This is a genomic window from Streptococcus sp. SN3 (genome assembly GCF_030439905.1).
In genome coordinates this window covers 558,941-579,859 of sequence record NZ_JAQFJF010000002.1, presented here as the reverse complement: position 1 = coordinate 579,859, position 20,919 = coordinate 558,941, and the positions used below count along the sequence as shown (strand labels likewise).

Annotated in this window: 17 protein-coding genes; all 17 read left to right on the top strand. The window is 44.5% G+C overall.

Features of this window, described 5'->3' with window-relative positions; genetic code table 11:
* Nucleotides 1-29: 29 nt before the first annotated feature.
* The 17 genes from pbp1b (at nt 30) to PCY71_RS06695 (ending at nt 20,912) form a co-directional block, all read left to right on the top strand.
* Nucleotides 30-2,444 (top strand): penicillin-binding protein PBP1B, encoded by a 2,415-nt coding sequence (gene pbp1b, locus PCY71_RS06775; protein ID WP_002910864.1) that lies wholly within the window; start codon nt 30-32, stop codon nt 2,442-2,444.
* Between the two features lie 393 nt (nt 2,445-2,837).
* Nucleotides 2,838-6,404 carry a DNA-directed RNA polymerase subunit beta gene (gene rpoB / locus PCY71_RS06770; protein WP_002910862.1) on the top strand — a complete coding sequence of 1,189 codons (3,567 nt, stop codon included), beginning with the start codon at nt 2,838-2,840 and terminating at the stop codon, nt 6,402-6,404.
* A 41-nt stretch (nt 6,405-6,445) separates the two neighbouring features.
* Nucleotides 6,446-10,093, top strand: coding sequence for a DNA-directed RNA polymerase subunit beta' (gene rpoC, locus PCY71_RS06765; protein ID WP_002907455.1), 3,648 nt, complete (start codon nt 6,446-6,448; stop codon nt 10,091-10,093).
* A gap of 762 nt (nt 10,094-10,855) precedes the next feature.
* A complete protein-coding gene (wecB, locus tag PCY71_RS06760) occupies nt 10,856-12,013 on the top strand; it encodes a non-hydrolyzing UDP-N-acetylglucosamine 2-epimerase (RefSeq protein ID WP_002910860.1) in 1,158 nt (385 codons plus the stop codon).
* The gene (locus PCY71_RS06755; RefSeq protein ID WP_002903501.1) at nt 12,006-12,794 is read left to right on the top strand and encodes a hypothetical protein; all 789 of its coding nucleotides are present in this window, start codon (nt 12,006-12,008) and stop codon (nt 12,792-12,794) included. Before wecB ends, PCY71_RS06755 begins: the two co-directional genes overlap by 8 nt.
* An 11-nt stretch (nt 12,795-12,805) precedes the next feature.
* Nucleotides 12,806-12,949, top strand: coding sequence for a hypothetical protein (locus PCY71_RS06750; RefSeq protein WP_002896778.1), 144 nt, complete (start codon nt 12,806-12,808; stop codon nt 12,947-12,949).
* A complete protein-coding gene (locus PCY71_RS06745; RefSeq protein WP_002896777.1) occupies nt 12,942-14,252 on the top strand; it encodes a glycosyltransferase in 1,311 nt (436 codons plus the stop codon). The genes PCY71_RS06750 and PCY71_RS06745 overlap by 8 nt, the downstream gene beginning before the upstream one ends.
* Before the next feature lie 8 nt (nt 14,253-14,260).
* The gene (locus PCY71_RS06740; RefSeq protein ID WP_048771929.1) at nt 14,261-15,367 is read left to right on the top strand and encodes a glycosyl hydrolase family 8; all 1,107 of its coding nucleotides are present in this window, start codon (nt 14,261-14,263) and stop codon (nt 15,365-15,367) included.
* A 318-nt stretch (nt 15,368-15,685) separates the two neighbouring features.
* Nucleotides 15,686-16,066, top strand: coding sequence for a DUF1033 family protein (locus tag PCY71_RS06735; RefSeq protein ID WP_011836357.1), 381 nt, complete (start codon nt 15,686-15,688; stop codon nt 16,064-16,066).
* A gap of 129 nt (nt 16,067-16,195) precedes the next feature.
* The gene (gene comGA, locus PCY71_RS06730; protein WP_011836358.1) at nt 16,196-17,137 is read left to right on the top strand and encodes a competence type IV pilus ATPase ComGA; all 942 of its coding nucleotides are present in this window, start codon (nt 16,196-16,198) and stop codon (nt 17,135-17,137) included.
* Complete coding sequence (gene comGB / locus PCY71_RS06725) at nt 17,067-18,101, top strand: competence type IV pilus assembly protein ComGB (protein ID WP_260469263.1); 1,035 nt, start codon at nt 17,067-17,069, stop codon at nt 18,099-18,101. Before comGA ends, comGB begins: the two co-directional genes overlap by 71 nt.
* Nucleotides 18,101-18,418, top strand: a complete 318-nt coding sequence (comGC, locus tag PCY71_RS06720) for a competence type IV pilus major pilin ComGC (protein ID WP_048771936.1) — start codon at nt 18,101-18,103, stop codon at nt 18,416-18,418. The genes comGB and comGC overlap by 1 nt, the downstream gene beginning before the upstream one ends.
* A complete protein-coding gene (gene comGD / locus PCY71_RS06715; RefSeq protein ID WP_048771939.1) occupies nt 18,378-18,812 on the top strand; it encodes a competence type IV pilus minor pilin ComGD in 435 nt (144 codons plus the stop codon). Before comGC ends, comGD begins: the two co-directional genes overlap by 41 nt.
* Nucleotides 18,778-19,071 (top strand): competence type IV pilus minor pilin ComGE, encoded by a 294-nt coding sequence (comGE, locus tag PCY71_RS06710; RefSeq protein ID WP_048771942.1) that lies wholly within the window; start codon nt 18,778-18,780, stop codon nt 19,069-19,071. The genes comGD and comGE overlap by 35 nt, the downstream gene beginning before the upstream one ends.
* Nucleotides 19,055-19,492 (top strand): competence type IV pilus minor pilin ComGF, encoded by a 438-nt coding sequence (comGF, locus tag PCY71_RS06705; RefSeq protein WP_002927109.1) that lies wholly within the window; start codon nt 19,055-19,057, stop codon nt 19,490-19,492. The genes comGE and comGF overlap by 17 nt, the downstream gene beginning before the upstream one ends.
* Nucleotides 19,473-19,865: a competence type IV pilus minor pilin ComGG gene (gene comGG / locus PCY71_RS06700; protein WP_048771947.1), complete on the top strand. Its 393-nt coding sequence runs from the start codon at nt 19,473-19,475 to the stop codon at nt 19,863-19,865. The genes comGF and comGG overlap by 20 nt, the downstream gene beginning before the upstream one ends.
* 81 nt (nt 19,866-19,946) lie before the next feature.
* Entirely contained in the window at nt 19,947-20,912 is a 966-nt protein-coding gene (locus PCY71_RS06695; RefSeq protein WP_048771953.1) for a class I SAM-dependent methyltransferase, read from the top strand.
* Nucleotides 20,913-20,919 lie beyond the last annotated feature (7 nt).

Here is a 20,919-nt window from a genome sequence, read left to right as displayed (position 1 = left end):
TAATGGGAAGATAACAAGGAGAATCAAACTTGGAACAATTAATAGAAAAATTAAAAGAGTTCTGGGAAAAAGCCCAGCATTTTATCAAAAAAATACATCTTCCAGAATGGAGCAAGAAAATCGGCAGTAGCAACAACGGCTGGTCTATCGGTGATGTTTTTGCTGTTTTCTTGCGGACTTTTAAGCTTCTGATGAATATGGCTTTTGTGTTTATCTTCTTCGGTGGCGTAATTGGTGCTGGGATCGGGATAGGCTATGCAGCTAGTCTATTCAGTAAGGTTGAAGTGCCCAAGCAAGAAGAGCTGGTCAAGCAGGTGAATAATATCTCTGGGATTTCTAAGCTTACCTATGCTGATGGTAGCTTGATTGCAGAAGTGGATAATGATTTGCTCCGCATCCCGGTTAAGAGTGACGCCATTTCTGAAAATGTAAAAAAAGCCGTTATCGCTACAGAGGATGAGAATTTTGAAACGCATAACGGAGTGGTGCCTAAAGCTGTGCTTCGGGCTACGCTCGGCTCTGTTGTCGGAGTTGGCTCGTCCAGCGGGGGTTCAACCATTACCCAGCAGCTAATCAAGCAGCAGGTGGTGGGCGATGCGCCGACCTTCAAGCGGAAAGCGGCGGAGATTGTCGATGCGCTGGCTTTGGAGCGCTACATGTCCAAGGATGATATTTTGACCACCTACTTGAACGTTTCGCCTTTTGGGCGTAACAATAAGGGGCAGAATATCGCTGGTGTGGAAGAAGCTGCTCAAGGGATTTTTGGTGTTTCTGCTAAGGATTTGACTGTGCCCCAGTCTGCTTTTATTGCCGGCTTGCCACAGAGCCCGATTGTTTATTCGCCTTATGCAGCGGATGGCAGTCTCAAGAGTGAAGGGGATATGGCTCTGGGCTTGGAACGTGCCAAGGATGTGCTCTATAATATGTACCGGACGGGCCATCTAAGCGAGAAAGAGTACAAGGAGTACAAGGACTACGACTTGACCAAGGATTTCAAGCCTTCTGAAAGCTCGGAAAAATCTTCGCATGGCTACCTTTATTACACAGCGATTGAAGAAGCTCAGCAGACCATGTACGAGTACTTGATTCAGCGGGATAATGTTTCTCAGCAAGAGCTGAAAAACAATGACACTGTCAAAGCCTACAAGGAATTGGCCGCTAAGGAACTGAGCGATGGCGGCTATACTGTCACCACCACGATTAACAAGAACATCCACACTGCTATGCAAAATGCAGTAGCCAACTATGGCGGCGTCTTGGATGACGGAACTGGTGCAATTGAAGTGGGAAATGTCCTCTTGGACAACAAAACCGGTGCTGTGATTGGCTTTGTCGGAGGCAGAGATTATGCTTCTAATCAGAACAATCACGCCTTTGATACGGAACGCTCACCGGGTTCGACTATTAAGCCGATTTTGGCTTATGGGATTGCTATTGACCAAGGCCTGATGGGCAGCGCCAGCGTTCTTTCCAATTATCCAACTAACTTTTCAAGCGGTGACCCAATCATGCACGTGGACAGCCGTGGTACAGCCATGATGGACCTGCAAGAAGCTCTCAATACTTCTTGGAATATCCCGGCATATTGGACTTACCGCGGATTACGCGAAAAAGGTGTCAATGTCCGTGGCTATATGGAAAAAATGGGCTATTACATTGATGACTACAGCATTGAGAGTCTCCCAATGGGCGGGGGAATTGAAGTATCTGTAGCTCAACATACCAATGGTTTCCAAACCTTGGCTAATAATGGAACCTACCAAAAAAAATACATGGTTGAAAAAATCACAGACCGAGACGGCAAGGTGATTTACCAGCATAAGGCCAATCCTGTTCAGATTTACAGTCCAGCAGCGGCTACGATTATGCAGGAGCTCATGCGGGGAGTTATCAATTCTGGGGCTACTACGACCTATAAATCCAGAATCAGTCAGGTCAATGGAACCTTGGCTGGAGCTGATTGGATTGGTAAAACTGGAACGACCAACACCAACGGTGATATGTGGCTGATGCTTTCTACTCCTAAGATGACTCTGGGAGGCTGGATTGGTCATGATGATAATAGCTCTATGGCGGCGTTGACTGGTTATAACAATAACGCTTCCTACATGGCCTATATGGCAGATGCTATCTATCAGGCAGATCCGAATGCCTGGGGTGTTGGTGATAAGTTCACTCTTGATCCGAGTGTGATTAAGTCTGATGTACTCAAGTCCACAGGGGAAAAGCCAGGTACAGTAACGGTAAACGGCCGCTCTGTTAATCTCAGCGGTCCGACAGTGCCTAGCTATTGGGCTAAAAACGGTGCTCCGACCACGACCTACCGGTTTGGTATCGGGGCATCAGATGCGGATTATCAGAAGGCTTGGTCAGCTATACTGGGCGGTTCTACCTCTAATTCTAATTCCAGCTCCAATTCCAACAATAACCGGCAGGGGAACTAGCGCATCAAGAACAGTTTTAACTTTTCAGAAAGCGGATGAAATCCTTGCAATTTCTAGCTAAATAAGGTATAATGATAACAATAATTTGTCGTGTGCTTTATTTGAAATATTGTCCAAATAGAAGCTTACAGCAGTTAAATCAAACTTGAATAAGTCAGATTTAGCTGCTCTTTTTGTGCCTATTTTTAGGAAAAATGAATTATGTAACCATAATTTAATTTTTCTGAAAATTGAACAAAAGGGACTGATTGTGGCTGTTTTGCAGCATTGTAAATGACAGAGGATTTTCCTCTGAAAACATTTCACAGAACTTGCTCTAAAAAGCGTGAGGTAAAGATATGCTTCTTCTCGCTTTATCAAGGGCTTAGTATCTTATCATAAAGGAGTAAAAACTTGGCAGGACATGAAGTTCGATACGGTAAACACCGTACCCGTCGTAGTTTTTCAAGAATTAAGGAAGTTCTTGATTTACCAAATTTGATTGAAATCCAAACGGATTCGTTCCAAGATTTCTTGGATCATGGTCTGAAGGAAGTCTTTGAAGATGTACTTCCTATTTCAAACTTTACCGACACCATGGAATTGGAATTTGTTGGCTATGAAATCCGTGAGCCTAAATATACGCTGGAAGAAGCACGTATCCACGATGCCAGCTACTCAGCGCCAATCTTTGTAACCTTCCGTCTGATTAACAAGGAAACTGGTGAAATCAAGACTCAGGAAGTCTTCTTTGGCGATTTCCCAATCATGACTGAAATGGGAACCTTCATCATCAATGGTGGTGAGCGGATTATCGTATCCCAGTTGGTGCGTTCTCCAGGGGTTTACTTTAACGATAAAGTTGACAAAAACGGAAAAGTTGGCTACGGTTCAACGGTTATTCCTAACCGCGGAGCTTGGTTAGAGTTGGAAACAGACTCAAAAGACATTGCCTACACTCGTATTGACCGGACACGGAAGATTCCTTTTACCACTCTGGTGCGTGCGCTTGGTTTCTCAGGAGATGATGAGATCTTGGACATCTTTGGTGACAGCGACTTGGTGCGCAATACCATTGAAAAAGATATCCACAAGAACCCAATGGACTCTCGTACAGATGAAGCCCTGAAAGAAATCTATGAGCGTCTTCGTCCAGGTGAGCCTAAGACAGCTGAAAGCTCTCGCTCTCTCCTTGATGCGCGTTTCTTTGATCCGCATCGTTATGACTTGGCAGCAGTAGGTCGCTACAAGATTAATAAAAAACTCAGCGTCAAGACACGTTTGCTGAACCAAACCATTGCAGAGCCATTGGTAGATGCTGAAACAGGAGAAATCTTGGTTGAAGCTGGTACAGTTATGACCCGCAGTGTCATTGACAGCATTGCAGAGCAGCTGGATAATGGCTTGAACAAAATCACATATATTCCAAACGATTCAGCTGTTTTGACAGATCCTGTAGAATTGCAGAAGTTTAAGGTTGTGGCACCAACTGATCCAGACCGCGTTGTAACTATCATCGGTAACGCAAATCCTTCTGACAAGGTACGGATTGTAACACCAGCTGACATCTTGGCTGAGATGAGCTACTTCCTCAACTTGGCTGAAGGCATCGGTCGCGTGGATGATATTGACCACTTAGGAAACCGTCGTATTCGTGCTGTTGGTGAGCTTTTGGCTAACCAAGTCCGTCTTGGACTTTCTCGGATGGAGCGTAATGTTCGCGAACGGATGAGTGTTCAAGACAATGAAGTACTAACTCCACAGCAAATCATTAATATCCGTCCAGTAACTGCAGCTATTAAAGAATTCTTTGGTTCTTCTCAGTTGTCTCAGTTCATGGACCAACACAATCCGCTGTCTGAGCTTTCTCACAAGCGTCGTCTGTCTGCCTTAGGACCTGGTGGTTTGACACGTGACCGTGCTGGTTATGAAGTGCGGGACGTGCACTATACTCACTACGGTCGTATGTGTCCGATTGAAACGCCTGAAGGACCAAACATCGGTTTGATTAATAACTTGTCTTCTTATGGACACCTTAACAAATACGGATTTATTCAAACGCCTTACCGTAAGGTAGACCGTGAAGCTGGTGTAGTAACCAACGAAATCGTTTGGCTGACAGCTGACGAGGAAGATGAATTTATCGTAGCGCAGGCCAACTCTAAGCTGAATGAAAAAGGTGGCTTTGCGGAACCTATCGTTATGGGACGCCACCAAGGTAATAACCAAGAATTCCCATCAGACCAAGTAGACTACATGGATGTATCACCTAAGCAGGTAGTTGCCGTAGCGACAGCATGTATTCCTTTCTTGGAAAATGACGACTCCAACCGTGCCCTCATGGGTGCCAACATGCAACGTCAGGCTGTGCCTTTGATTGATCCAAAAGCGCCTTACGTTGGTACTGGTATGGAATACCAAGCAGCCCACGACTCTGGTGCAGCGGTCATTGCCCAACATGATGGTAAGGTTACCTATGCGGATGCCGACAAGGTTGAAGTCCGCCGTGAAGATGGTTCTCTTGATGTTTACCAAATTCAAAAATTCCGCCGTTCTAACTCGGGAACTGCTTATAACCAACGCACCTTAGTGAAAGTTGGCGATGTCGTTGAAAAAGGCGACTTTATCGCTGACGGACCTTCTATGGAAAATGGAGAAATGGCCCTGGGACAAAACCCAATCGTTGCCTACATGACATGGGAAGGTTACAACTTCGAGGATGCGGTTATCATGAGTGAGCGTCTGGTGAAAGACGATGTCTACACCTCTGTTCACTTGGAAGAATACGAATCAGAAACTCGCGACACCAAGCTTGGCCCTGAAGAAATTACCCGCGAAATTCCAAACGTAGGGGAAGATGCCCTACGCAATCTGGACGAAATGGGGATTATCCGCATTGGGGCGGAAGTCAAGGAAGGCGACATCTTAGTAGGTAAAGTTACCCCTAAGGGTGAAAAAGACCTTTCAGCTGAGGAACGTCTCTTGCACGCTATCTTCGGAGACAAGTCTCGTGAAGTCCGCGATACCTCTCTGCGTGTGCCACACGGTGCCGACGGAGTGGTTCGTGACGTGAAGATCTTTACCCGTGCTAATGGTGATGAACTGCAATCTGGCGTTAATATGTTGGTTCGTGTCTACATCGCTCAAAAACGTAAGATCAAGGTCGGAGATAAGATGGCTGGTCGTCACGGAAACAAGGGGGTTGTATCCCGTATCGTTCCTGTGGAAGACATGCCTTACCTTCCAGACGGAACTCCAGTTGATATCATGTTGAACCCACTCGGGGTACCATCTCGTATGAATATCGGTCAGGTTATGGAGCTTCACCTTGGTATGGCAGCACGTAACTTGGGCATCCATATTGCAACTCCAGTCTTTGATGGAGCAAGCTCAGAAGATCTCTGGGATACAGTGCGCGAAGCTGGTATGGACAGTGATGCTAAAACCATTCTCTATGATGGACGTACCGGTGAGCCGTTTGACAACCGTGTATCTGTCGGTGTCATGTACATGATCAAGCTCCACCACATGGTAGATGACAAACTCCATGCCCGCTCAGTAGGACCTTACTCAATGGTTACCCAACAGCCGCTCGGAGGTAAAGCTCAGTTTGGTGGACAACGTTTTGGTGAGATGGAAGTTTGGGCCTTGGAAGCTTACGGTGCTTCTAACGTTCTGCAAGAAATCCTGACTTACAAGTCAGATGATGTCAATGGACGTTTGAAGGCTTATGAAGCTATTACCAAAGGGAAACCAATTCCAAAACCAGGTGTGCCAGAATCCTTCCGCGTTCTTGTCAAAGAGTTGCAATCCCTTGGTCTGGACATGCGCGTTCTCGATGAAGATGACAATGAAGTAGAGCTGCGTGACCTAGACGAAGGTGAAGATGATGATGTGATTCACGTTGACGATCTTGAAAAAGCGCGTGAAAAAGCAGCTCAAGAAGCGAAAGCAGCTTTTGAGGCTGAAGGAAAAGAATAAGAATACACACTGATTTAGAAAATGAAGAAAGGTGAGAAATAGTGGTTGATGTAAATCGTTTTAAAAGTATGCAAATCACCCTAGCTTCTCCCAATAAGGTCCGTTCATGGTCTTATGGGGAAGTGAAGAAACCTGAAACAATCAATTACCGAACCCTGAAACCAGAACGCGAAGGCCTTTTTGACGAAGTGATCTTCGGTCCAACAAAGGACTGGGAATGTGCCTGTGGTAAGTACAAACGGATTCGTTACAAAGGAATCGTCTGTGACCGCTGTGGTGTTGAAGTAACCCGCGCCAAGGTTCGCCGTGAGCGTATGGGCCACATCGAATTGAAGGCTCCTGTTTCACATATTTGGTACTTTAAAGGAATTCCAAGCCGCATGGGGCTCACTTTGGATATGAGCCCACGTGCCTTGGAAGAAGTCATTTATTTTGCGGCTTATGTGGTGATTGACCCTAAGGATACACCGCTAGAGCACAAGTCCATCATGACGGAACGTGAGTACCGTGAGCGTTTACGCGAGTACGGCGCAGGCTCATTTGTAGCCAAAATGGGAGCAGAAGCTATTCAAGACCTCTTGAAACAAGTGGACTTGGAAGCTGAGATTGCTGTCCTCAAAGAAGAATTGAAGACTGCTTCAGGTCAAAAACGGATCAAGGCTGTCCGTCGTTTGGATGTCTTGGACGCCTTCTACAAGTCTGGTAATAAACCAGAATGGATGGTTCTCAATATCCTGCCGGTTATTCCGCCAGATTTGCGTCCAATGGTTCAGCTGGATGGTGGTCGTTTTGCGGCTTCTGACCTCAATGATCTCTATCGCCGGGTTATCAACCGGAACAACCGTTTGGCTCGTTTGCTTGAGTTGAATGCACCTGGTATCATCGTTCAAAATGAGAAGCGGATGCTTCAAGAAGCGGTTGATGCTTTGATTGATAACGGTCGCCGCGGCCGTCCAATCACAGGACCAGGTAGCCGTCCACTTAAATCATTGAGCCACATGCTCAAAGGGAAACAAGGTCGTTTCCGTCAAAACTTGCTGGGTAAACGGGTTGACTTCTCAGGTCGTTCCGTTATCGCTGTTGGTCCTACATTGAAAATGTATCAATGTGGTGTGCCGCGTGAAATGGCGATTGAACTCTTCAAGCCGTTTGTGATGCGGGAAATCGTTGCTCGCGATATCGTGCAGAACGTTAAAGCTGCCAAACGCTTGGTAGAGCGTGGAGACGAGCGTATCTGGGATATTCTGGAAGAAGTGATCAAGGAACACCCAGTGCTTCTTAACCGCGCACCGACCCTTCACCGTCTGGGAATTCAGGCCTTCGAGCCAGTTCTGATTGATGGTAAAGCTCTTCGTTTGCATCCGCTGGTCTGTGAAGCCTACAATGCTGACTTTGACGGTGACCAAATGGCCATCCACGTACCATTGTCAGAGGAAGCCCAAGCTGAAGCTCGTATCCTCATGCTGGCTGCTGAGCACATCTTGAATCCGAAAGATGGTAAGCCAGTTGTAACACCATCTCAGGATATGGTCTTGGGGAACTACTACCTGACCATGGAAGAGGCTGGCCGCGAAGGCGAAGGCATGATTTTCAAGGATATGGATGAGGCGGTCATGGCCCTCCGTAATGGCTATGTTCACTTGCATACTCGTGTTGGTATCGCAACGGACAGTCTTAATAAACCTTGGACTGAAGACCAGAAGCATAAGATTTTGATTACAACTGTTGGTAAAATTCTCTTTAACGCGATTATGCCAGAGGAATTGCCTTACTTGCAAGAGCCGACTAATGCTAACTTGACAGAAGGTGTGCCAGCTAAGTACTTCTTGGAGTCAGGACAAGACATCAAGGAAGTTATTGAGCAGCTTGAGATCAATGTTCCGTTTAAGAAGAAAAATCTTGGTAATATCATTGCGGAAATCTTTAAACGCTTCCGTACAACAGAAACATCTGCTCTTCTTGACCGCTTGAAGAACTTGGGTTATCACCATTCTACTTTGGCTGGTCTGACAGTAGGTATCGCTGATATCCCAGTTGTCGAAGACAAGGCTGAGATTATTGAAGAATCCCATAAGCGTGTTGAACAAATTACTAAACAATTCCGCCGCGGTATGATTACTGATGACGAACGCTACAATGCAGTTACTGCTGAGTGGCGGGCAGCTCGTGAGAAATTGGAAAAACGTCTGGTTGCCAACCAGGATCCGAAGAACCCTATCGTTATGATGATGGACTCTGGAGCCCGGGGTAACATCTCTAACTTCTCTCAATTGGCCGGTATGCGTGGTCTGATGGCTGCGCCAAATGGACGTATCATGGAATTGCCAATCTTGTCTAACTTCCGTGAAGGGCTGTCCGTTCTGGAAATGTTCTTCTCTACCCACGGTGCTCGTAAGGGTATGACCGATACGGCCCTTAAGACTGCCGACTCAGGTTACCTGACTCGTCGTCTGGTTGACGTTGCCCAAGATGTGATTATCCGTGAAGATGACTGTGGTACAGATCGCGGCTTGCTCATCACTTCTATCACAGAAGGCAAGGAAATGATCGAGTCTCTGGAAGAGCGCCTAAATGGTCGTTACACTAAGAAAACAGTTAAACATCCAGAAACTGGTGCTGTCATTATTGGTCCAAATGAATTGATCACCGAAGACAAGGCACGTGAAATCGTTAATGCTGGTGTTGAAGAAGTGACAATCCGCTCCGTCTTTACATGTAACACCCGCCACGGTGTCTGTCGTCACTGTTACGGTATCAACTTGGCAACGGGTGATGCGGTTGAAGTCGGTGAAGCAGTCGGAACCATCGCTGCTCAATCTATCGGGGAACCTGGTACACAGCTGACCATGCGTACCTTCCACACGGGTGGTGTTGCCTCTAATACCGATATCACGCAAGGTCTCCCTCGTGTCCAAGAAATCTTTGAAGCCCGCAATCCGAAAGGGGAAGCGGTCATCACTGAAGTCAAGGGTGAAGTTACTGCTATCGAAGAAGATGCATCTACTCGTACCAAGAAGGTCTTTGTTAAAGGCCAAACTGGCGAAGGTGAATATGTGGTACCATTTACAGCCCGCATGAAGGTTGAAGTGGGTGACCAAGTCTCTCGTGGTGCTGCCTTGACTGAAGGTTCTATCCAACCTAAGCACTTGCTAGCTGTCCGTGATGTCTTGTCTGTTGAAACTTACCTGCTTGCTGAAGTACAAAAAGTTTACCGTAGCCAAGGGGTAGAAATCGGTGACAAACACATCGAGGTAATGGTTCGTCAAATGATTCGCAAGGTGCGCGTCATGGATCCAGGAGATACAGATCTTCTTATGGGAACTCTCATGGATATCACAGACTTTACAGATGCTAACCGTGATGTGGTTATCTCAGGTGGTGTGCCTGCGACAGCTCGTCCAGTCCTCATGGGAATCACTAAGGCTTCCCTTGAGACAAACAGCTTCTTGTCTGCAGCTTCCTTCCAGGAAACAACTCGTGTCTTGACAGATGCTGCTATCCGTGGTAAGAAAGACCACCTGCTCGGACTCAAGGAAAATGTTATCATCGGTAAGATTATCCCAGCTGGTACTGGTATGGCCCGCTATCGCAATTTAGAGCCTCAGGCTGTTAATGAAGTTGAAATTATCGACGAAGTGACAGAACTGCCAGGTGGATTTGAAACTGAAGAAAATATTGTTCTTAAATAAAGAACTTTCCCTCCCGAAAATCGGGAGGGATTTTTTGTTGTAGCCGATAATTTCTTGCTAGCTACTAAATACCATCCTATAATATACTTAGAAAGTTGTTTTTAAGTTCTCCGTTATGGATAAACAACTATAGAAGAAACACTCGAGATTTTCTATTTCAGTTTTTCTATGATGCAAGATGCCATATTTATTTTTAATCAGGGAGGTAGCTGGTTTTTTGTAGTATGATAGCGCTAGGTTATACTATTTTAAAAATCCTAAAATAGTAGGAGAGGCAGGTTTGAAATTTAAAAAAAGAGGAGGTTGGTTTTAATGGTAGTGGTCGAAGATTGTAGAGAACAGTAGCTGGCATTTATCTAGCCAGCTCATTCATGAAGGGAGGATTTTGAAATATAAAGAATAGAAAACAATTAGATTACAAATAGAATAATATTTTATTACAATGAATAAATATTAAAAAATATAGGCAAAAACCAAGAAATTCTGCATAAAACAGGACTTTAAGCCTATAAGTTCTTTCCTTTTTATTTATTTTTTTGAGAAAACCGAAAAATTTCAGTAATTTTAAGTTACAGTTAAGTTAAGAAAATTAAAATAATCTTAAATAAGTTACCAACATGTAAATTACTATTAAGAAAGTATAAAATAATAGTTCATGCTTTGATTATTGAAACGCTTGATGGTAAAATAACTAAGGTTACTTAAAACAAACATTTTTTAGTAAAAAGTTAATATAACAATGTTGATTTTTGGTGAGGAAAAATGAAGAAAATTAAGGTAATGGTTGTTTTTGGAACTCGTCCAGAAGCAATTAAGATGGCTCCACTGGTTATTGAACTGAAGAAGCAGGCAGACTTGTTTGAGACGACAACAGTTGTGACTGCTCAGCATCGTCAGATGTTGGATCAGGTACTTGAAACTTTTAAGATTAAGCCTGACTATGATTTGGATATTATGGGGAAGAATCAAACCCTGACAGATATTACTGTCAAGATCCTGCATAAGCTAGATGATATCTTAAAGGAAAACAAGCCAGATATTATGCTGGTGCACGGTGATACGACAACGACCTTTGCAGCTAGTCTTGCAGCGTTTTATAATCAAGTTCGTATCGGCCACGTAGAAGCTGGGTTGCGGACTTGGAATAAATACTCTCCTTTCCCAGAAGAAATGAATCGTCAGATGACCGACTCTTTGACCGACTTGTATTTTGCACCAACAGAACAGAGTAAGGCTAACTTGCTCAAGGAAAACCATCCAGCAGAAACAGTTTTTGTGACAGGAAATACAGCTATCGACGCTCTCAAGCTGACCGTCCAGGCTGATTATCAGCACGAGGTGCTTGACCGTATTGATCCAGCTCGCAAGATGATTTTGGTGACCATGCATCGCCGGGAAAATCAAGGTGAGCCGATGAGGAGAGTCTTTCGAACTCTACGGCAGATTGTAGATGCCCATGATGATGTGGAAATTGTCTATCCCGTTCACCTGAGCCCAGCGGTTCAGGAAGCGGCTAGAGAAATTCTGAGTGACAATGAGAAAATTCATCTGATTGAGCCTTTAGACGTGTTGGATTTCCATAATATCGCAGCTAAAAGCTACTTCATCATGTCAGACTCAGGCGGAGTACAAGAGGAAGCGCCTTCCTTAGGTAAGCCTGTACTGGTACTTCGTGATACAACAGAGAGACCAGAAGGAGTTGAAGCCGGCACCTTGAAGCTGGTCGGTACAGAAACTCAAGCAGTAGCAGAGGCGATGGAAGCCCTGCTGACAGATGAGTCACTCTATCAGGAAATGGCCCAAGCCAGCAATCCATATGGTGACGGTAAGGCTTCTGAGCGGATTGCTCAAGCTATTGCCCACTATTTTAAGCAGACGGCTAGGCCGGAAGAATTTAAGACAGGAGTAAAAAATGTTTAGGAAAAAAGGACTAGAAAAATCATTAGCAGTCTTTGTACTGACAATTGGACTAATTCTTTTCTACAGTTGGAATTTTGCAGCTAACATATTTTATATCGGAATCGCGCTGATTTTATTAGGTATTTTTAGTGTTTTTGTCCTATCTGATCTCTTGGTGACATGGGCTATGATTCTGGGTGTGGTTATCGCAACTCTGATCTTGCTCTTTGATGTAACCTACCTACCGGACAATCAGGTTCTCTTCTTGCTTTATGTCTTCCCTGTCAGTGCTTGGCTGACCAGCCGAGTGAATTTCTATCTTCATCAGCGCTTGGGATTAGTGCAGGATGACAGTGAAGATGCTGCTGAGGCCTATGAAGAAATGGTTCAGAAAGTAAATCAGAAACAAGCTCCAGCCTTTCAGGCCTTGTTGGTCCATTGGGCGCACAATCATCATTTTTATCAAATTCACTCTCGGGAGTACAAGCGGATGCTCAAGAGAATTTTACGACTGCTTAACTGGGACTTCCAGAATGTAGAAACAGTTTACTATGTATCCAATGGTAACTTTCTCGTTCTGGTAGAAGATCTGGATCAGGAAGTCAAGGAATATTTCCAAGAGAAAGTGCGTGAAGATTTAACGATGATGCACTTTGAGAATAAGAAAACTGACCAAAAAATTCAGTTTCAGTCCGGCAGTTTAAAACTGAACGCTCAAAATATTGACAAATTCCATAATTTCGATGACGCTTTGAGCAATCTGGAGCGTCAGCTTGAAACCGACATTATCGTAGAATACTAGGAGGTAAACACATGTCTTTAACAGAAGTATTTTTTATCATCTCTATGGTGCTAAGTATCTTTTTTGCTATTAGCTTTTTGGTCCTCTTCATTTATTATCTGGTTATTTACAATCGGGTCAATAAAAATTTTAGGGCGGTGACTCGTCATGATTAGTCAACTTATTATGATTGTCACTCTGTTCTCCATCTGGATGTCTCTGGCTTGGGCTTTGGTTATTCTATGCTCTTCCGTGCATTTCTGGATGAAACGCAGTGACTTCAACGTGGATACCAGCCCATTGGAACATTATCCTATGGTTACAGTCGTTGTCCCAGCCCACAATGAAGATGTGGTTATCGCTCAGACAACTAAGGCCATTCTGGACTTGGACTATCCTCATGACCGAGTGGAAGTTCTGCTCTTTGCGGACAATTGCTCGGACGATACTTATCAGGAAATGCTGAAAGTACAGGCTATGCCTGAGTATGCTGGACGCAATATTACAATTACAGACCGTACTGGTACGGGAGGTAAGGCAGGGGTGCTGAATGACGCCCTGAAGATGGCCAAGGGTGAATATATCTGTGTCTATGATGCGGATGCCATGCCAGAAAAGAATGCTCTTTACTTCCTAGTCAAGAAAGTTTTGGAAGATCCAGAACGCCACGTTGCTTCTTTCGGACGCAACAAGACCCGGAATGCCAACCAGAACTTCCTGACACGTTGTATCAACCAAGAAATCGTTGTAACTCAGCGTGTTTACCACGTAGGTATGTGGCATCTCTTCAAGATTGGACGGATTCCAGGTACAAACTTCTTGATTAACACTGAGTTTGTTAAGAGTATTGGTGGTTGGAAAAATGGTGCCTTGACAGAGGATACGGAAATTTCCTTTAAGATTATGCAGAGTGGCAAGCTGATTGCTTTGGCTTATAACTCAGAGGCCTTCCAACAAGAGCCAGAAACCCTCAAGTCCTACTACATGCAGCGTAAGCGCTGGGCTAAGGGGAATTACGAGGTAGTTCTTGCCAACTTCAAGCATCTTTTTAGTGGTGGTAACTGGCGCGTGAAACTGGAAGTGTTCAATTATTCTTGTATCTTCTTCTGGTTTAATTTGGCGATTGTCTTATCTGACTTGGTTTTCTTTGCCAATGTAGCGGCGATGATTACCCAGCTCTTTGTACCGGATGTGCGGATTCCTTTCGCTTTTGATGCTCAGAATATCTATATCGTCCAGCTGATGCTCTTTAACTGGCTTCTGATGATTTTGCTTTATCTTTTGCAGATCAATATCGCCCTGGCTTCTCAGTTTGGACAGGCGACCACCAAACAGATTTGGCTGGCCCTTGTGTCCTATTTGACTTACTCTCAGCTCTTTATCGTTGTCTCTTTAGATGCAGTAGGATCTGTTATCTTGGACAAGATTTTGAAGCGGAAAGAAACCAAGTGGGTTAAAACAAAACGATTTGCAGGTTAGGAGAAAGTGTGAAAAGAACAAGATTAAGATTTATTTGGTTTGTGACAATTCTGGCTGTTTTGGCTGCTATCCTGTTGTACACCCGCATGGGCAGTACTCCTAATATCAAAAAGAAGATATACAGCCAATGGTCTAAAGAATATGTCGTAACCAAGGACAAATTGTCTTATATCAGGACGACAAACAGTAAGACTGAAGATGTTGTGCTGTCTGAGGCACAGGGTTATGGCATGGTGATTGCTGTGGATGCAGCTAAGCAAGGCGATGCCAGTTCGGCTGATTTTGAAAAGCTCTACCAATATTATCTAGCTCATCGTCTGAAAGATACCCAGCTCATGTCTTGGAAACAGACGATTAAGGACGGAAAGAGCAATCATGAAGACGAAAACAATGCTACAGACGGCGATCTCTACATTGCTTATGCTTTGATTCAGGCTGCTAAGCAGTGGCCGGACAAGGCGAAAGAATACCAAAATCAGGCTCAGGCTATTCTGAAAGATGTCTTGGCATATAACTATAATGAAAGCAACGGCGTTTTGACGGTTGGGAACTGGGCAAATGCAGAATCGAGATTTTATAATCTCATGCGGACTTCTGATACATTACCGCAGCAGTTCCAAGCTTTCTATGAGTTGACAAAGGATAAGCAGTGGCTGACAATCCGGGATAACATGCTCAGCAAACTTGAAGCAATTAGCGCTGATAATAAGACTGGTTTGATACCAGACTTTATCTGGGTTGAAGGCGACAAAGTTCGGGCAGCTGATGCTGATACGGTTGAATCTGCAAATGATGGCTATTATTCTTATAATGCCTGCCGACTTCCTTACAACCTGGCTCAAAGCAAGGATGAAAAAAGTCAAAAAATGCTGAAGAAGATGTTAAACTTCTTCCTCAGTCAAGAAAAGATCTATGCGGGCTACACTCTGAAAGGGAAAGCTCTCAATAGTAATCAGGCTGGCAGCTTTACCGCTCCGGTATTCTACGCGGCTAACAACAATATGGAATTCCGCAAATTGGTGCAGCAGAATAAATATCTCTTCATGCAAGGTTTGCCGTCAGATAATTACTATGACGCAGCTGTGACAACGATGATTGCTTTAGAAACTTTATAATGCAGAAACGAGCAAGATGAACATTTTGCTTAAGATCATGCAGACAATAGGGTGGGACAAAATGACATTTGTCTCACCTTTTTTGAATAAAAAGATTGAGGTTTATTTCACAGACCGTTAAAATAGAAAGTCTTTATAAGAACACAATATTTGTTCCTAAGGTTATTAAGATTACTATCCGTGAGATTACTCTTCATATTATGAAGAGTAATGTGCTTGTCTCCGTTCCAATAAAGTTCTTGTTTTCTGATTTTGAGCAAAATAGTTTTGTTCGTCAAAGAATTCATATATAATATACGGTACAAAGAGAGGACGAGTATGTATTGTGTAATTGAGATGTACGGGGACTATGAACCGTGGTGGTTCCTGGATGGCTGGGAAGAGGATATCGTTGCAAAAAAGCAGTTCGATGATTATTATGAAGCCCTTAAGTATTATAAAAACCGCTGGCTGCAAATGGCAGACCAGTCACCTTTGTATAAGAGCCGCAGTGATTTAATGACAATTTTTTGGGATCCGGAGGATCAGCGCTGGTGCGAGGAGTGCGATGAGAATGTTCAGCAGTACCACTCGCTGTTTTTGCTGGAGAATGACTGCCAGATTCCTAAGAGCAAGTACCGGCCAGGCTATACTAAGCAGAACGGCCTTGAAAAGCATCGAGCTTGCTCAGTCAAACTAAAAACCACTAAGCCTCTTTAAATCGAAAGAATATATTTTGCAAATCTGATAATAGAGCAGCAGAAGAGACCTAACTTGTTAGAAGTTAAGTTTCTTCTGCTGTTTTTTCTTTTTCTGGATTTTTTGCGAATAGTAAGGTGAGGAGGATATATGGTTCAAGAAATTGCAAAAGAAATGATTAGGCAGGCTCGGCAAGAAGGAGCGCAGGATATTTACCTCATTCCTAAGAGTACTTGCTATGAGCTTTATATGAGAATTGGTGATGAACGCCGCTTTATAAAGACTTATGATTTTGAACTTCTGTCAGCTGTTATTAGCCACTTTAAGTTTGTCGCAGGTATGAATGTTGGAGAGAAGCGCCGCAGTCAGCTGGGGTCTTGCGATTATGACTGTGGGGAAGCCAAGGTTTCAATCCGGCTGTCAACAGTTGGTGATTACCGTGGTTTTGAAAGTCTGGTCATCCGACTCCTTCATGACGAAGACAGGGAGCTGCGCTTTTGGTTTGAGCAATTGCCGGAGCTGCGCAAGAAAATTCAGGCTCGGGGACTCTATCTTTTCTCAGGACCAGTTGGCAGTGGCAAGACGACCTTGATGTACCATTTGGCTCAGCTCAAATTTTCTGGCCAGCAGGTTATGTCGATTGAAGATCCGGTTGAGATTAAGCAAGAGGCTATGCTGCAGCTGCAGCTGAACGAAACCATTGGCATGACTTATGACAGTCTAATTAAGCTGTCTCTGCGACATCGTCCTGATCTCTTGATTATCGGGGAAATCCGTGATCGAGAGACAGCTAGGGCGGTGGTTCGGGCAAGTCTGACCGGAGCTACGGTCTTTTCAACGATTCATGCCAAGAGTGTTCGCGGTGTCTATGAGCGGCTTTTGGAATTGGGCGTTAGCGAGGATGAGCTAAGAATGGTGCTGCAAGGTGTTTGTTACCAGCGTTTAATTGGGGGAGGAGGTGTCGTTGATTTTGTCAGTCAAAACTATCAAGAGCACGAAGCCGCAGTCTGGAATCAGCAGATTGATCAGCTTTTTGCAGAAGGACATATCAGTGCTGAGCAAAGGCAGACCGAAAAAATTGTCTACGCCTAAGCAGAAAAAGATTATTGAGCTCTTTCATAATCTCTTTAGCAGCGGTTTTCACTTAGCAGAGATTGTAGACTTTCTGAGACGAAGTGCTTTGCTGGAGGAAGTATATGTCACTGAAATGCGGGCAGGCTTGTCAGCTGGTCAGTCCTTTTCAGAGATTGTCAGTCGACTGGGATTTTCCGACAGCGTTGTAACCCAGCTTTCCTTATCTGAGCTGCATGGTAATCTGACACTTAGTCTGGGCAAAATTGAGGCCTATCTGGAAAATCTGTCCAAGGTTAAGAAAAAATTGATAGAGGTAGGGACCTATCCTCTCATGCTGCTGGGCTTTTTGGTCCTTATCATGCTGGGCTTGCGCAACTATCTTCTGCCTCAATTAGACAGCCAGAATCTAGCTACTCAGCTGATTAATCACCTGCCTCAGATCTTTTTATGGAGCAGCCTTGTTTTAGCTATCTTGGTTTCATTGGCTGTCTTTTACTATCGAAAGTCTTCCAAGATTCGTTTTTTCAGCAAACTAGCAGCTCTGCCCTTTTTTGGACGTTTGGTACAGGCTTACTTGACCGCTTATTATGCTCGTGAATGGGGAAATATGATTGGCCAGGGCTTGGAACTGAGTCAGATTTTTGCGATTATGCAGGAGCAGCCTTCCCAGCTCTTTCAGGAAATAGGAGAAGATATGGCTGCTGCTTTGCAAGGCGGTCAAGGCTATGCGGACAAGGTGGCGAGCTATCCTTTCTTTAAGAAAGAATTGTCCTTGATGATCGAGTATGGTGAGGTCAAGTCCAAGCTGGGGAGTGAACTGGAAGTCTATGCTGAAAAGACATGGGAGGAATTTTTCCTACGTATCAACCGAGCCATGAATTTCATTCAGCCCCTAGTATTTATTTTTGTTGCCTTAGTGATTGTTTTACTTTATGCGGCAATGCTCTTGCCCATTTATCAGAATATGGAGGTTCATTTGTAATGAAAAAACTTAATACCTTAAAAGTTCAAGCATTCACCCTTGTGGAAATGCTGATTGTCTTGCTGGTTATCAGCGTACTCTTGCTGCTCTTTGTGCCTAATCTGACCAAGCAAAAAGATGCTGTTTCAGATACAGGAACTGCAGCGGTGGTCAAGGTAGTAGAAAGCCAGGCGGAGCTGTATGAACTGAAGAATACCAATGAAAAGGCTAGCCTAAGCAAGCTAGTCAGCGCAGGAAATATCAGCCAGAAGCAGGCGGATTCATATAAGGCTTACTATGGAAAACACAGTGGCGAAACTCAAGTGGTTGCCAATTAAGGCTTTTACGCTGCTGGAAAGTCTCCTCGCTCTTTTTGTCGTTAGTTTTCTACTACTAGGCTTATCTGGCTCGGTGAGGGCTGGCTTCAATCAGGTTCAAGAGCAACTCTTCTTTTTAGAATTTGAGCGGCTCTACCAGGAGACGCAGAGGCTGAGCTTAGCCGGTCATGAGAAGCTTTCTCTCAAGATTTCGGGACGTCAGATTTCCAATGGCTATCAAGAGCTGGACTTTCCACAAACTTTGCAGGAACATGAGCAGCAGGTCATTCAGTTTGACCGGGCTGGTGGGAATTCATCACTCAGCAAAATTACTTTTCAGACGGAGGACAGGACAGTTGTTTACCAGCTTTATATGGGCAATGGTAAGTTTAAAAAGACGACAGCTTCAAGCTAGCATTCTGCTGGAAGCTCTGGTAGCCATGGCAGTTTTTGCGGCTATTGCCAGTCTGCTTCTGGGACAGATTAGCCAGTCTCGTAAAGAGCAGCAGATCCTTCTGCAGCAGGAAGAGGTGCTTCGGGTAGCTCGTATGGCCCTGCAAACAGGACAAGAAGAGCTTCATATCAATGGAATTGCAGTGCGTCAGCTTAAGACAGATAAGCAGCTGCTGGTCTATCACGAAGGGGAGGTAGTTATTCGTGTCCAAAAACCTTAAAGTCAAGGCCTTTACTCTCTTGGAGGCTTTAGTAGCCTTGCTGGTTCTCAGTGGCGGTGTGTTAGTCTTTCAGGCCATGACCCAGCTCTTATCTTCAGAACTGCATCAGCAGGAAAACAATCAGCAGCAAGAGTGGCTTTTGTTTACCGACCAACTGGAGACGGAGCTTTCGCGAAGTCAATTTGACAAGGTAGAAGACAATAAAATCTACATCAGACAAGATGGCAGGGACTTGGCCTTGGGTAAATCCAAGGGCGATGATTTCCGTAAAACAGATAAGAGTGGTCGCGGCTACCAGCCCATGATTTATGGTTTAGAAGCAGCTGACGTCCGTCAGGACGGTAAGCTTGTCCATCTTCATTTTCGCTTTGAAAAAGGCTTAGAGAGGGAGTTCGTCTATCGTGTGGAAGAAGAAAGTTGAGGCTGGGATTTTACTGTATGCGCTATTGATGGCCGCTGTCTTTAGCCTGCTCCTGCAGTTTTATCTCAACCGTCAAGTCAGCAGTCAGCGTTTGCAGCTTTTCAACAGGGAAAGGACGGAAGCCTATGCAATGGCAGTTCTGACAAAAGCTACAGCCAAGGATGATAGCGGTGAGATGGAGTTTGAGCAGGGCAAGGCGGTCTACCGTAAGAAAGGGAAGGAACTGGAAATCAGCAGTCAGCTCAGCAGCGGGCATTCCTATTCCTTTACTTTTACCATTTCTAAGAAGGAGGAAGAGAAAGCTAAGGAAGACAAGAAACCAACTGAGAAAAAGGAGAAAGCGGTTTCGGACAAAGCTGGTAAGTCGGACTAATATAACTGTAAAATCTTTGTAATTTTATATATCTTGGAAAGGGGCCTTATTTTTGGTATGATAGGATGAACGGAGGATTCCATGAATTTTGAAAAGATAGAACAAGCTTATACTCTGATTCTCGAAAACGTCCAGAATATCCAAAACGCTCTGGCGACCAATTTTTACGATGCTCTGATTGAGCAGAACGGCATTTACCTAGATGGAGATACGGACTTACAAGAAGTTCTGGCCAACGATGAAAAAATCCGCGCTCTGCATTTGACCAAGGAAGAGTGGCGGAGAGCCTATCAGTTTATCCTGATGAAGGCTGCCCAGACGGAGCCCATGCAGGTCAACCATCAGTTCACTCCTGATACAATTGGTTTTCTGATTACTTTCCTGCTGGACCAGCTAGCTCACGGAGAGGAAGCTGATGTATTAGAAATCGGCAGCGGAACCGGAAATTTGGCTGAGACTATTCTCAACCATACTCAAAAGAAGATAGACTATCTGGGTCTGGAGCTAGATGATTTATTAATTGACCTTTCTGCCAGCATTGCAGAGGTTATGAACTCTAAGGCTCACTTTGCTCAGGGTGATGCGGTTCGGCCTCAGGTTCTGAAAGAGAGTGACATCATTATCAGTGATTTACCGGTCGGTTATTATCCGGATGACAGTATCGCCTCTCGCTATGAAGTGGCTAGTCCGGATGAGCACACTTATGCCCACCATCTTCTAATGGAACAGTCGCTCAAATATCTTAAACCGGGAGGCTATGCCATATTTCTGGCGCCGAATGACCTCTTGACCAGCGCTCAAGCTCCTCTGCTGAAAAAATGGCTCCTAGCCAAAGCTCAGTTCATCGCGATGATAACCTTGCCAGAGTCTATTTTCTCAAGCAGCAAGCATGCCAAAACCCTTTTTGTCTTGAGGAAGCAAGAAGCGAATAACATTCAGCCTTTTATCTATCCTCTGCGGGATTTGCAGGATCATGAAGAAATGTTTAAATTCCGTCAAAGTTTTCAAAACTGGTACAAAGATAGTGAAATTCAAACAAAATTTTGATATAATG

What these genes read in the sequence shown, in the direction of transcription:
- wecB (WP_002910860.1), top strand. Translation starts at nt 10,856, where the DNA reads ATGAAGAAAATTAAGGTAATGGTTGTTTTTGGAACTCGTCCAGAAGCA.
- PCY71_RS06755 (WP_002903501.1), top strand. Translation starts at nt 12,006, where the DNA reads ATGTTTAGGAAAAAAGGACTAGAAAAATCATTAGCAGTCTTTGTACTG.
- PCY71_RS06750 (WP_002896778.1), top strand. Translation starts at nt 12,806, where the DNA reads ATGTCTTTAACAGAAGTATTTTTTATCATCTCTATGGTGCTAAGTATC.
- PCY71_RS06745 (WP_002896777.1), top strand. Translation starts at nt 12,942, where the DNA reads ATGATTAGTCAACTTATTATGATTGTCACTCTGTTCTCCATCTGGATG.
- PCY71_RS06735 (WP_011836357.1), top strand. Translation starts at nt 15,686, where the DNA reads ATGTATTGTGTAATTGAGATGTACGGGGACTATGAACCGTGGTGGTTC.
- comGA (WP_011836358.1), top strand. Translation starts at nt 16,196, where the DNA reads ATGGTTCAAGAAATTGCAAAAGAAATGATTAGGCAGGCTCGGCAAGAA.
- comGC (WP_048771936.1), top strand. Translation starts at nt 18,101, where the DNA reads ATGAAAAAACTTAATACCTTAAAAGTTCAAGCATTCACCCTTGTGGAA.
- comGD (WP_048771939.1), top strand. Translation starts at nt 18,378, where the DNA reads ATGGAAAACACAGTGGCGAAACTCAAGTGGTTGCCAATTAAGGCTTTT.
- comGE (WP_048771942.1), top strand. Translation starts at nt 18,778, where the DNA reads ATGGTAAGTTTAAAAAGACGACAGCTTCAAGCTAGCATTCTGCTGGAA.
- PCY71_RS06695 (WP_048771953.1), top strand. Translation starts at nt 19,947, where the DNA reads ATGAATTTTGAAAAGATAGAACAAGCTTATACTCTGATTCTCGAAAAC.